The 12901-nt window shown below is 41.3% G+C and carries 15 protein-coding genes and 3 pseudogenes; 15 read left to right on the top strand and 3 right to left on the bottom strand.

The annotated features are described in order from the left end of the window. Positions 1-21: 21 nt before the first annotated feature. The 4 genes from trxA (at position 22) to ASG93_RS19130 (ending at position 3266) form a co-directional block, all read left to right on the top strand. Positions 22-327 (top strand): thioredoxin, encoded by a 306-nt coding sequence (gene trxA, locus ASG93_RS19115; protein ID WP_056834247.1) that lies wholly within the window; start codon positions 22-24, stop codon positions 325-327. Between the two features lie 341 nt (positions 328-668). Beyond that, positions 669-1079 (top strand): peptide-methionine (R)-S-oxide reductase MsrB, encoded by a 411-nt coding sequence (gene msrB, locus ASG93_RS19120; protein ID WP_056834249.1) that lies wholly within the window; start codon positions 669-671, stop codon positions 1077-1079. Positions 1080-1138: 59 nt separating this feature from the next. Beyond that, on the top strand, positions 1139-1747 hold the full coding sequence (locus ASG93_RS19125) for a thioredoxin family protein (protein WP_063891907.1): 609 nt from the start codon (positions 1139-1141) through the stop codon (positions 1745-1747). Between the two features lie 868 nt (positions 1748-2615). Next, positions 2616-3266, top strand: coding sequence for a peroxiredoxin-like family protein (locus tag ASG93_RS19130; protein ID WP_056834252.1), 651 nt, complete (start codon positions 2616-2618; stop codon positions 3264-3266). 115 nt (positions 3267-3381) lie between these two features. Here the strand turns inward: ASG93_RS19130 and ASG93_RS36425 are convergent. After that, positions 3382-3581: pseudogene (locus ASG93_RS36425) on the bottom strand (transposase); the annotation flags it as partial. A gap of 36 nt (positions 3582-3617) precedes the next feature. Here ASG93_RS36425 and ASG93_RS36430 point away from each other — a divergent pair. The 7 genes and pseudogenes from ASG93_RS36430 to ASG93_RS19150 form a co-directional block, all read left to right on the top strand. Next, positions 3618-3791, top strand: a 174-nt coding sequence (locus ASG93_RS36430) for a nitroreductase family protein (RefSeq protein WP_235550901.1), incomplete at its 3' end; no start/stop codon positions are given. Between the two features lies 1 nt (position 3792). After that, positions 3793-4284: pseudogene (locus ASG93_RS19135) on the top strand (nitroreductase family protein); the annotation flags it as partial. Between the two features lie 304 nt (positions 4285-4588). Beyond that, positions 4589-4762, top strand: a complete 174-nt coding sequence (locus ASG93_RS35205; protein WP_156410960.1) for a hypothetical protein — start codon at positions 4589-4591, stop codon at positions 4760-4762. Next, positions 4728-5057 (top strand): hypothetical protein, encoded by a 330-nt coding sequence (locus tag ASG93_RS19140; protein WP_056834254.1) that lies wholly within the window; start codon positions 4728-4730, stop codon positions 5055-5057. The genes ASG93_RS35205 and ASG93_RS19140 overlap by 35 nt, the downstream gene beginning before the upstream one ends. A gap of 15 nt (positions 5058-5072) precedes the next feature. Continuing rightward, complete coding sequence (locus ASG93_RS35210) at positions 5073-5240, top strand: hypothetical protein (RefSeq protein ID WP_156410961.1); 168 nt, start codon at positions 5073-5075, stop codon at positions 5238-5240. Positions 5241-5301: 61 nt separating this feature from the next. After that, positions 5302-5832: a hypothetical protein gene (locus ASG93_RS19145; RefSeq protein WP_056834256.1), complete on the top strand. Its 531-nt coding sequence runs from the start codon at positions 5302-5304 to the stop codon at positions 5830-5832. A gap of 144 nt (positions 5833-5976) precedes the next feature. Next, complete coding sequence (locus ASG93_RS19150) at positions 5977-6798, top strand: AAC(3) family N-acetyltransferase (protein ID WP_082614967.1); 822 nt, start codon at positions 5977-5979, stop codon at positions 6796-6798. Between the two features lie 738 nt (positions 6799-7536). Here ASG93_RS19150 and ASG93_RS19160 read toward each other — a convergent pair. Further along, complete coding sequence (locus ASG93_RS19160) at positions 7537-7755, bottom strand: hypothetical protein (protein ID WP_056834262.1); 219 nt, start codon at positions 7753-7755, stop codon at positions 7537-7539. Between the two features lie 198 nt (positions 7756-7953). Here ASG93_RS19160 and ASG93_RS19165 point away from each other — a divergent pair, with 198 nt between their 5' ends. Beyond that, positions 7954-8355: a 2'-5' RNA ligase family protein gene (locus ASG93_RS19165; protein WP_056834263.1), complete on the top strand. Its 402-nt coding sequence runs from the start codon at positions 7954-7956 to the stop codon at positions 8353-8355. Between the two features lie 463 nt (positions 8356-8818). Here the strand turns inward: ASG93_RS19165 and ASG93_RS34265 are convergent. Then, positions 8819-8920: pseudogene (locus tag ASG93_RS34265) on the bottom strand (IS3 family transposase); the annotation flags it as partial. A 158-nt stretch (positions 8921-9078) separates the two neighbouring features. On the opposite strand from ASG93_RS34265, the gene ASG93_RS19170 reads away from it, so the two are divergent. From ASG93_RS19170 to ASG93_RS19180, 3 genes are all read left to right on the top strand, one after another. Further along, the gene (locus tag ASG93_RS19170; protein WP_056834265.1) at positions 9079-10473 is read left to right on the top strand and encodes a PASTA domain-containing protein; all 1395 of its coding nucleotides are present in this window, start codon (positions 9079-9081) and stop codon (positions 10471-10473) included. 1374 nt (positions 10474-11847) lie between these two features. Continuing rightward, complete coding sequence (locus ASG93_RS35215) at positions 11848-12006, top strand: hypothetical protein (RefSeq protein WP_156410962.1); 159 nt, start codon at positions 11848-11850, stop codon at positions 12004-12006. 203 nt (positions 12007-12209) lie between these two features. Beyond that, the gene (locus ASG93_RS19180) at positions 12210-12788 is read left to right on the top strand and encodes a GNAT family N-acetyltransferase (protein WP_235550891.1); all 579 of its coding nucleotides are present in this window, start codon (positions 12210-12212) and stop codon (positions 12786-12788) included. Positions 12789-12901 lie beyond the last annotated feature (113 nt).

A 12901-nucleotide genomic window follows, 5' to 3' on the forward strand; every position in this document is an offset into this window, starting at 1 on the left:
TTCTTAAGGGAGGCATATGCCATGTCAGTTCAACCGATAACAGATGCTACTTTCCAAAATGAGCCCGCAGCGGGCACTGTGCTCGTCGATTTCTGGGCGCCTTGGTGCGGACCTTGTAAAATGATCGCTCCGATGCTGGACGAACTGTCCGCCGAAATCGGCGATAAAGCCAAAATCGTAAAAATCAATGTGGACGATAATCCGGAATCCGCGGCCAAATACAACGTCATGAGTATCCCCACCCTGTTAATATTTAAAGACGGGCAAGTCGTGAAACAACTAGTCGGGGTGCAACCGAAAGATCGATTGAAGGCGGCTATCGAGTAGGCCTGAGAGTTAAAAAAAACACCCATACACCATATTCCACTTAATGGCAGCGTACATGACACAATTACAAGAACGCACAGGAGTAGCGACATTAAGAGGTAACCCGATTACACTTTGAAATATAAGTTGCCAGATTACATGCATGATTTTCTTCGTAACGTGGGTATGATACTTGAAGAATTTATAGTGACGATTCATTTGACCTGCCTTCTACGGCAACTTATATAATAAATCAGAACGGCGCACAGCCGGCTATGCGGATGTTGATCAAAGCAATCAATTTATTGAACAGCATTGGAAGCTCAGGAAGGATCCGGATCAATTAAAGCAAACTTACGCCAATGCAATATGAAGTGACCGAAAATAACAGCACAGAGCCAGCATTTAATAACGAATATTGGGATCATAAACAAGAAGGGATATATGTGGACGTTGTTTCGGGAGAGCCCCTCTTCATTTCGCTGGATAAATTTGATTCGGGTTGTGGATGGCCCAGCTTTACCAAACCGATCGGGGAGTCTCACTTGACGGAAAAGCTGGATCAATGCCATGGCATGATTCGTACCGAGGTGAGGAGCCAGGAAGGTGATTCACATTTGGGCCATGTCTTTGCCGATGGACCGCAAGAAAAAGGCGGGTTACGTTATTACATTAACTCGGCAGCGCTTCCCTTTATTCCGAAGGAGGATCTGAAGAAGGAAGGATACGGGGAATACCTTCACTTGTTTGAAAATGATTCTTCGAAGTACTAAGTTTTATGAGATCCGCAGTCCGCAGTATCCCAAAAATAATGAAGAAGGTGCGTGAAGAAATGGAAGCACGATTGAACTTAACACACAAAATCGGTCAAGGGATTTCTCCTCAACAGTTCATGGATGACATGCAGATTCGGGCGATAGAAAACAGTAATATCCCGAATACCAAAGAGCAGTCTATCTCCGTTTACGAGAATTTCACATGGACGCAAGAAGACCAGAAAGCATTCTTTACCGCTTTAAACAATCGCTCCGACCTGCACTGTTTGATTCTATGCACGGATTGGTGCCCGGACGTCATCTGGAACGTCCCCATACTGTTTCGAGTGATGGAGCAGAGCCGCATTTCGACTGAAGTGTTGCTCATGGAAGAGCATATGGAAACCATGGATCTCTTTCTCACGGATGGCGGGCGAGCGCAGCCGATCGCGGTTTTCTTGAATGGGTCCGGAGATGTTCTAGGCAGATGGGGAGCGCGTCCAGCCTATATTCAGGCCGTAATGAATCGGTTTAAAAAGAACAATCCAGATAAACAGGAAGCCGGTTATAAGGAGAAATTGAACCAAACATATCAGGAGATCGGCGAGCTCTATCATGCTAGCAACGAATATCAGGAAGTTATGCTTCATGAATTAAGAGATTTGTTTACTACCTTTCCTTCGTGAATTTTCAATCTATCTGGAATCAGGGATGACCGGACAGCAGTCATTTCACAATTAATGATTATTGTCCGTATCAAACCTGAAGAGCATCATTGGCATAGCACCATATAATTGATGTTTCGGGGGCCCGATTGCTAAGCCTAAACGACTTACGACGTCCTTTGGAATGGTGCGCGGATTGGCTCGCGCACTCCTGATTGCAATGACATATGGAATATCATGAGCAGGCTGCCAAATAGGCAGCCTGTTTTACGTGCGCCACGCATGACGATTAACTAGTGGAATCTGAAGGAAGTTGGAGGCAAAATTCCGACCCAAGGAACACGAACATCATCAGGCATGGCATGGGATATGGGATGAGTTAACGTTACAAAACGAAGTCCAATCAACTACACGGTCATACCATTGTAAATGATGTGGGTACATGGTAGGAAAGTAAATCGCCTTACTGTGGGAGATCTCATGGACGTGAGGAGATAGAGATGTCGAAACACGGTTGAAACAGGATTTGCCATGCGAAGTCAGCAGAGGCCATAGTACCTCATGTAGCTTGGCGACATGGGAAGGGCTGAACCTTAGGAGGTCTGAGTCAATGAAAGCTACCAGAACAGGAGTAAAGGGCAGCCAACTTCCAATGGAAGGCTCCACGCAGAAAGATAGTGCGGAAAATTGACTGATAATTCAATGGTACTTGGCGGTTTAGTTTACAGATTCACATGCCAACCGAATCGGCATCTGTCATCTACATTACATTGTTCAGTCGTTTTACACGATTTCAAAAATATAATGGAGAACTGTAATCTACATTACAGTTCTCAGATTTTTTTAGAATTATAATCAAGCTACATTCGATATTGGAGGTTTCAGAACGATGAGCAACCAAAATTTAACCGAACAACTGGAAACGGCCACACAGCAGTTTAAGGCCAATGCACCGATTGAAGCGCAGATCAAGATCGGCCAAATGATTGAGGAACTTCAGAAATCGGGGATCGCTTCTGGGAAGCAAGCAGGCGAGAAGGCGGTGGACTTTAAATTAACAAACGCACTAGGCCGGGATGTAATTTTATTTGAAGAGCTCGCGAAAGGACCGGTTGTGCTGGTCTTCTATCGCGGAGGATGGTGTCCTTTTTGCAATATGCAATTAAAGGCTTACCAGCAGATATTGCCGGAAATCCGGGCGATAGGAGCGCAGCTTATAGCGATTAGCCCGCAAAACCCGGATCATTCGTTATCCCTTCAGGAAAAGGAAGGATTGGAATTTCAAGTCCTTAGCGATCCGAACGGCTTGGTAACGGCCAAGTACAATCTGCTCTTCGATGTTCCGCCGGGAGTAAGGGAAGTCACGGAAGGTATCGGACTTGATCTTGCGGAGTACAACAATACCTCCAAATGGATTTTGCCGGTTCCTGCTACTTTCATGATTGATGAGAGGGCCATTATCCGCTCCGCTTATGTCAGTCCGAATTTTATGCAGCGTCAAAGTCCGGAGGAAATTTTGCGAGAGCTAAAAAAGCTGTAACGATTTTTTTTGCATCATTCATTTGTGAGCAGAATAATCGATTATGGTAAGAACAAGTCTGACGAAGCGAGGCTTTAAATTGGATATCATATGTATAATTATCTTGCCGTACGATAAGACCTGACATATCATGCTTGCTGATCTTCATTTGTCCGGTCCATTTGCCGGAACTAGCTTCGGCGAGATTCATCCCGCATGACGCAGTAGGGCATTTCGGTGCATAAAGCCGCTTAAATCGCCAGCCTCCCCAAGAATACCAGCTAACGAAATGGCACTGATCCCTTTGACGGCCAGTATGGACTTCGCAAAAGTTATCAAAAAGAGTAAAATAGAAAGGAAGATTGATTCCATATGATAGGAACCGAGAGTAAAAAACAAGAAATTTTAAAAGCTTACCAATTCAGACATGCTTGCAAAGCATTTGATACCAACAAAAAGATTTCGGATGAAGATTTTCACTTTATTTTGGAGACTGGAAGATTGTCTCCAAGTTCATTTGGCTTCGAGCCGTGGAAGTTTGTCGTGNAATGCAGCTCTTCGCGAAAAATTGAAACCTGTATCTGGCGGTGCCACGGGACAACTGCCCACTGCCAGCCATTTTGTAGTTATATTGGCCAGAAGAGAAGAAGGCTTACGGCCTGACTCGGTTCACGTAAACAAAATATGGAAAGACATTCATCATATGCCTGAAGAAGTTGTGCAAGATTGGTACGATTTCTACAAATCCTTCGTCGAAACAGAACTTGAAGATAATGACCGTCTCATTTTTGAATGGTCAATCAGACAAACCTATATAGCATTGGGAAACATGATGACAGCCGCGGCTCAAATCGGTATTGATTCCTGTCCGATCGAAGGTTTTGATAAAAAGCAGGTAACCGCTATTTTACAAAATGAGGGTATTATTAACGGCGACGATTTCGGTTTAGCCTGTATGGTCGCTTTCGGATATCGTCAAAAGGATCCCAAACGTCCACAAACAAGACAACATCTCGATGAGATTGTTGAGTGGCGATAAAGTTAAGATGATATTTCTCAGCATCAGGGGACATGTTTCGCTAACAGGTACTTGAGTATAAGAATGGGGGTTGCTGCGGGTGCAGCAACTCCTTTTTTATGGTGCTAACAGGTAGGATTCTTTGGGGGATTGTGAAAAAACATATGGGATGGTTGAACTAGATGCTGAAATACAACTAAATACTTTTATTAAAGTTGACACCGATCCTAATTTTGAATGGGGTGAAGTTTAAACAAATTGGACAATCTGATAGTCCTTTTCTCGTGATGGTTTAAGCACATTTGATGAAGAGGACTTTGTTTGTTTGTTATCTAAAAGTAAAATTACAACAGAAGTTTTAGGCGATAATTATGAATTAGTAAAAAAGAAAATAAAAGAATACGAAACAATTTTAAAAGATATAAAAGTGAATGATTTAACTCAAATAACTGTGTCAACCTTAGTTGGTCGTTATTATATCGGAACAGGTTTTTTATAGTGTATTAAGTGAAATTAAATTCTTTGAGTTAGATACTTTTAAGATAGATGAAAAAGAAGATAGTGAAGAAATGAAACCACCTTCTGCAAATGTGTTGAAACAGCTTCAAGAACAATTGAAGCAATTAATGCTAGAAGATCCAATGTTATTGAATTGCACGAATAAAAGTTTAAGGCAAGCTTATATGAAAGATAAAATAGCAGATATGGGGTTAGATGAATACAAAGGATATTATTTAACGAGGGATAGTTCTCATATCGTTGAACTAGCTTTTGCTCAATTAAAGAATAAATAGAAAGAGATAATTGTAATGGAAATTAATCCTAAAGGAAAGACCATCTTAGTTGGTGGTTCAAGTGTATACATTTTGGTTTTTCGTCCCATATTGAAAAAGCATCCAACTGAAGCAGTTACATGCAAATCTGTTGATCCACTAGAACACGCAACGAAAGTGCCAGATTGGGAAGTAGTTAACTAAGTAAATATTTTGAAACATATCCATGTTTTATCCGTCTAAAATTTAAGAGGAGTGGATATTTATGAAATATAAAATCGGTTCAATCTTATTCGTAATATTTCTTGCCTTATCTTTTGGGGCAGCGGTGTATCAAGATAGTCAAAAAAAGAAGGAACACATGGTTAAAGTTCCTGCCATTGAAGATGTGGTTTCAGCTGCAATAGATATTGGCGGACCACCAGGTCCAAATAAACAACCAATTCAAATGGAAATGAATAATAACATGCAAAAGATGACAGTCGCTAAGATTATATATTGGCTTTCGCATGCTGAATATTTAGGTTCTACCCGTAACCAATTTACATCACATGGTGGCGGACCAAACGAGTTTGTGATGAAGACCAAAGATGGAAAAGTAATTAGTATCTTCGATGCAGTTGATCCCATTTCAATCGTTGTCACAAACGGATGGATGGCTACTGGAGTATCGGTAAGCGATCAAGTGACTATTACATATGATAATAAAATAATGCGATTAAAATCGCCAGATTTAAAACGATGGATTGAAACTGATATGAGTAAAATAATTGAGGAACGTATAAAAGAACAATAAAAGCATGGATCTTAACGGGTTTCATTCATCTTTGTATCATTCCGTTGTTACGCTAACGGATATCTCAGCTGAATATAGACAGACAAATATAGCAGGCGCCACGGCAACCTGCTTTGATCAAAGGACAATATCGACTATAAGGAGATGAGAATATTGAGTGAGCTAAGAACAATTGAATTAACAATAAATATGAATACTTTAGATTCTATATATAATGATTTATTAAAACTTGGCGTTAGAAAGGGGGATATATTATTAGTACATTCTTCTCTTTCAAGTTTAGGGTGGGTTTGTGGAGGTGCTCAAGCTGTATTAATGGCTCTTAAACAAGCTGTAGGCACAAGCGGGACTTTAGTAATGCCCTCACATAGTGGAGAAATTTCTGACCCAGCTGAGTGGAGTAATCCTCCAGTCCCGAAGGAATGGATAGAAAAGATATATGAAAGCATGCCAGCGTTTGATATAGATCTTTCGCCAACAAGGGGAATGGGACGTATTTCAGAGTTATTTAGGACCTTGCCAGAATCAATTAGGTCCAACCATCCGCAAGTATCTTTTTCTGCAAGTGGAAAATATGCAAATGCGGTTATAGATAATCATCAGTTAACACCTCAATTTGGGATGAATACTCCTTTAGGTAAATTGTATGAATTAAATGCAAAAGTTCTTTTATTAGGTGTCAACTATTATTCATGCACAAGCTTTCATCTTGCTGAAGCGTTAAATGGAAAAATGCCAAGAAAAAAAATGGGAGCTTCCATAATAGAAAATAATAAACGATTTTGGAAATGGTTTGAGGATTATGCTTATGATGCTGAGGATTTTGAGCAGATTGGAAATGCGTTTGAAGAAAATAGTAACGTTACAATAGGTGAAATTGGAAATGCTAAATGTAGAATATTTAATATAAAAGCAGGTGTTGATTTTGCGGGAAAATGGTTGCAAAAGAATAGATTCAATACCTGAGTAATTATACTAACGTAAGAACGATAGCTAAAATCCATTCTGAAAATTATACGAAGAAATAAATGAAGGAAGAAATAAATTTGATTGAAATTGATGTCCCAATAAACATTGATGACACCTTAGAACTAGTAATATCGGACATCGCTAACGCTATTGTTAAAGAGTTTTCATGGATAATTGATGAGGACCATGGATTAGATAATTAAACATTTGAAGGGCTGCCGCGTGGCAGACCTTCGCTCCGTTAACGGCAGAATAGCGTGGTAATGACACGAAGGATATATTTAATAGTTGACGAATAGTAACGGTAATAACGTAACCGAAAAGGTTGTATGAAATCGAGCCGAGGAATTGATACATCAACTCCCATTGGCATGCTCAAAAAAACGGGGATATTGCAGATGTCTACGCTTGCATTCATTAGAGAAGAAAAGCACCGCAATTGTTTGAGGTGCTTACTCAATGTTTTCGAATGAATTTAGTTGTCTGCAATGTGGGCAAAAAATGTTGATGAAATATGTATTTCCCCGTTTTTCCAGGATCCTGGCCTGATGCTTATCGATAGTTGCAACTGTATAACGTGGCGAATTCATAGGTTGAGCAACTATCGACATCCATTCGAATTCTTTTGAACAATCAACGCATGTGTGCTTCCCGTCAATTCTCATGGTAAATCACGACTCCTTGAATATGTGTTTTCAAATCTCTGTCAAGGGTGGAATCCCTTTTCAATTCAAATTACTTAACCTTATTTTGCCGTACTCCCGTAGTGCCTATTTCCGCCTTGCCTTCCTCGATTGCATCTGGATAATTCAAAGTAAAATACCCTTTTCCAATTCGCTCAATATCATCATCAGTTGCTGGCCTAATTACAAAAGCTCTGTCCTTGATCCAAATGACTTCTTCATCATCGGTATCAATTAAATAATCCTCAAACGGTAAATTGACGGTTTTCATAATAAACTCACTCCTAGCTGAAAAGTGGTCTTGGGTTCCCATTATAACCCTTGACGATTAACCCTAGATGAAGAAAAAATAACGTTTTATTACAGATAGACGAACATTGATTTTAATTCGTTCATTTTAAAAAAATCATCCAGTTTTGTTTTGTTGTGCCTATTCCGTTAACTGGCAGTATATGATTCGGAACTTACGTTGGATCATTTTATTAGTCGATTTGATTCCACAACTAAAAATATGTCTCAAATTGATGTTAAATTTGATATTATCTCTACTTTTCCTACATCGGGAACCGTGTTTTTTCCTCCTAAAATGACTTCACATCTCTTTGAAACACATCGCAAATATTACACCGATCTAGCAGAGTTTAATACTTTTGAGAATGAAAATGGCTACAATTTCCCTGAAAGATGGGACCCGCATTGTACTTTAGCCACCCATGTTAACCATGAGCAAGTACTCAAAACGATCGATTATTGTTTCGGCGGATTTAGTCCAATGAGTGCAAAGATTATTGAAATTGGCATTGTTAAGTTAGAATTTAATAAGGGTATGTGTGTCAGCAGTAAAACCATTTTCTCAAATTCATTAAACTAATGGGAGACGAGAGTTAAGTAATTGTAACAAAATTGAAATCTTATATTCATGTGGCATTAATGAGTTAAGCCTATAATAAAACTCGACCCCCTTTTAAATATATAAAACTCAGACCTTCAGCCCTTGCTGTGGGTCACTTTTTTACTATTCAACTAAAGGCAGTGTTTTTAACAAGATTCTAGGGAGGTGTGGAATTGAATTTCGTCATAATTATGTTTTTTTAATTGATTTCTACGATTTTATCTGTTCTGATATTGAGAAATAGAAACAACCAAATTCTCTCATTTGTGAGTAATTGGGAAGTTAAAACAAAAAAATAAGTTGCATTCCAGTTCAACGGTAACAGTAGGTTCAAGTAGTCGATGAGACGAAGAGGGGGAAACCGAAATGCACTAGTTAGCCCATTCCGCTAGTGAAGGAGCTTGCCTCGTGAAGTGACCCCAAAAAGTTAGACAGTATATAGTTAGGCAGCCTTCAGGGCATGGGTTCGGTACTGTACCGGGCTCATGCCCTGAAACTTTTCCTTGATGCGATCGTGGTTGTAATAGTGGATAGAGTATTGCAGGGGATTTTGTAAGTAAATCATGAGAGGTAGAGTTTCGAAAGTTGCGTTACTACTGTATAACTCATGTTATTAAAGGTATTTGTGGGAATTTTAACCATTAGTGACTCAAAAAATGGATAATAGGCGAATACACTATAAGTATAAGGGGGAACACGTCCATGGATAACATCGGAAACCGCTATATGCTCGATCAACCGCTTAAGCGGTTGACGAACGGGCTGTTGTTAAAAGGTATGGATTTGACCTGCAATCGTGATGTTCTTCTATATACATTCCAAGAGACCGACGAATCAGCGCATCAGGAAGCATTGCGTTGGCTGAGAAAAGCGTCCCAGATGTCCGACGAGCATTTCATGCACATTCTTGATGCCGGTTCGGAAGACGGAACGTTGTTCGCCGTTCTTCAGGCGGTAACGGGAAGTCCTTTGTCCGATCGGCTGAGTGATTTGGAGATAACCGGTCACAAGGCACTCACGTATGTGCACGAGCTAGCCAAGGGCATTCGAGAAACTCGCCGTCAACGGCTGCTGGAATGCTCCGTTGACGCGGAAAATCTGTGGATTGAAGATAACGGCCGGTTGCGGATCATGAACTTTTGGACGGAAGGGAAGAACGGACGACGCGGTGTGCCGGGGCTGGCTCTGCTTCTGTACCAGTTGGGTGCCAAAACGGATATCCCGACATCCTCTATTAGTGCCTACTCATTCGAGCTGAACCGATCGTTTGCGGATTTGTCGGATGTAACTCGGGAACGTGCCGTAGCTCTGGCCTGCAAGGCATATGAAGGGATTTGCACGCTTGCCGATTTTCAGCAGGAGCTGGAAATACTGCTCGGTATCGGCAGTGAGAGGAAGGAGCCACTTCTTACATCTGCTTTACCGGCCTACGATATGATGGCTTCAAACGGGCGAAAGCGGAAATCCGCCGTACCTGAGTCACATGCGTTTGTAGAGCATAAAACCGGGGAGAGAAAGGGCAAGGGCCGAACGGCAGAAGGGCGTAAGCCCGGGGAGCCTCAGGCGCGCATCAATGCGGCTTTTAACCGCAAAATAGCGGAACTACGCGAGATGTTCCTCGAGTCATTCCAGCTGCGAAAATGGCATCTGTTTGCTACCGCTGGCTTCAGTGTGCTCGTTCTGCTGCTCTGGCTGTCACTGCCGCACTCGGAACATGTGAACGGTTCTAAGCTGCAGACAATTCCGACGCCAGACTCCACGAAGGTATCGGTGAATCGTACCGAGACTTCGAAGCCTTCCGCATCAGCATCCGCGATGCCGACTCGAACGGCCGCACCGACGGCTAAACCTTTAGACGCCGAAGTTCAGCCGGCAGACGATGGCGCGGTACAAGCCAAGGCGGGCGTCGTCCCGGATTTGGTCGCTCATACAAGGGAGGATGCCGAAAAGATGACAATTGCCTCTGGGCTTCGATACCAGTTTTTCCTGGAATCGAACGTTGCCGTTAAAGGGGTCGTGTTCAAGCAAGACCTCACTCCCGGAACTGCCGTCAAAAATGGCGACCGCATCACGTTCTGGGTGAGCAAAGGGAAGTAAATTTGCGGCAAGAGTCCCGTCACAGCGCAGGCCCGCCTTATGGCGGGATGTTGTAATGATTTCGGAAGACATAAATATAGGTGCTTTAATATTCCCGTAAATTGGGGATTGTGATTTATCATTTAAAAGTTAGATGTTGATGAAAATGACCATGGGGATAGATTTGGATTTTGGGTGCGTAGTAGCCAGCTAGACGATATACGTGTTCGAGCGGCGAAATTAGGAGCTGAGTTTAAAATCCACATTGCTGATGCTTCTTAAGAAGTGACTCTGGCACGTCTTGTGGCAAGAAATGCTGAACTTCCTCAGGAAGCATTTTGCATTCCCGAGACTATGCTGAAAGAGCGGGTATTGATTTTTGAGCCACCTTCTCAAGAAGAGCTGGGGTAGCAGAACTTGTGTTTCATTAATTGAGCTAACGGAAACGATAGTTCAATAAACAGAAGGCTGCCGAAAGTAATAGATCGGCAGTCTTCTCTGCTAAACGGGCAGTTATGTTCAGTAAGGGATAATAAATGATTCTCTCTCTTAGAGGACCTCCAAAAGGGGTCCTTTTTCTTTTATAGCCTATAATTCATTCTTCAATAACAGAAATATTCTTACTTCCGCATTTTGGGCAATAGGACACTTCAGATGGTGCAATATTTTCAATGTAACCCCACACGTCGCAATCTTTGCACGATATCGATACCACTTTGTTTGAGTTCTCCAGCTTTATTCCTCCTGTTATAAATACCGATTGCATACAAATATACCACATTACGCATACCAACAATGCAGCAGGAGGTATTAAGATTGAGTAACGGAATCTTCACGTATCAGACAACGCAAAATAGAACGATGCAATAGCGTCCTTTTCCATAGAAATCGTAATTTGCCTATAATACCGACTGTTTTTTAATTTTCTAAAGCAGACTTAATCTCTTCAAGCTGTTCAATATTTCCCTGAGTACCGACTATAGCCTTTTCAAGCGTTCAATCAATTTATCAAGTTTTTGATTGCCCCCTATTGATTATGGTTCTTGGAATGAAGGCATTAATGCGAGATTTATTTATGGGGTAAGGGAAGGTAATGAATGGAAGGTATCGGGATTAACTGAGGGGCTAACGCCCCTTGATCTGCCCAAGCCGAATCAGGGCAGATAACCCTGCACCACCTAACCGCATCACATCATTAAGCTAACGGAAACGTTAGTTCAATGAATGACCTTATACAAACGAAGAAGGAGCTGCTGCGGCAGCTCCTTGTAGCGAGGCTTGGAAAATCATTTATTATGGAAAATCACTCCACGGTAACTGAGGCATGTCAGAAGTTCTTAGAGGATCAGGAAAAACTTCGCATGTGTGCTCAACACAATATGAGTGGTAGTGGAGATGAATTGCTTCTCGCAAGCATGGAACGAATGGCTGCAGTGCGACAACGATTATGCGCGTGAGAATTTAGAGTTGCTGAGAGCGGATGATGGGAAATATATGAACTTCATCTCAATTATTGCCTCTACGACGCGGCATGGAAATATCATAAGCAGATAAAATTCATTCAATTTATTAAAGTAACGGAAAACGATAGTGTAATTAACCAGGGAACAGTTCGCCGCGACCGGCAGATTGTTCTCATTTTCTTGTAAAATAACTGGTAGGATAGTTTAGCAATAATTAATCCTTATCAACTACGACAGTAACACGACATGTTATAGTAGTCATGGATACAAATACCAGTTGATGGGGTGAAGACGTTGAGCGAACAAAATATCTTTACTATTGATTGTAAGGATGTCTACCTTAGAGAGTACATAATTGATGATCTGGATCAATTTCATTCTTTAACATGGCAACCTGAAATACATGAATATTTGCCTGGTTGGAACGTATCTAAAGAACAACGGAAAGATTGGTTAATGAATTATGAAATACCTGGAAACAAACAGTTTCTAAATACCGTATCCGAAGGTGGGGTCATAGGTGAGATTCGTCTTCGTTTGGGAATCATATTGAAAGCAACGGGAGATTTTATCGGTTGGTGCTGTACAGGAATTAAAGAGGAATTGCCGACTCCAAACCGAGAAATTATGTTTGCAATCTCCAATGAACATAGAGGCAAAGGTTATACCACGCAAGCTACAGAAGGGTTAATCAAGTATTTATTTGAGAATACGAACGTTGAGATGCTCAATGCGATTGCACTTATACGGAACGTACCGTCAAATAGAGTGATACAAAAATGCGGGTTTATTTTTCAAGGCGTTATCGAGTTAGATAACGAGAGATATAATTATTACAAGCTTGGTAAAAGTGAGTGGGCAGTTAAGGTGTAGTTCGTTAACGGAAACGATAGTTAAATAACAGAAGGGCTGACGTGTCGTGGCAGCCCTTCGTACAACGGGCAGGATAGCGTAATAAATAATGTCAAATTTAACTTATGAAAAAT

It is taken from the genome of Paenibacillus sp. Soil787 (genome assembly GCF_001429545.1).
Taxonomy (GTDB): Bacteria; Bacillota; Bacilli; order Paenibacillales; family NBRC-103111; genus Paenibacillus_E.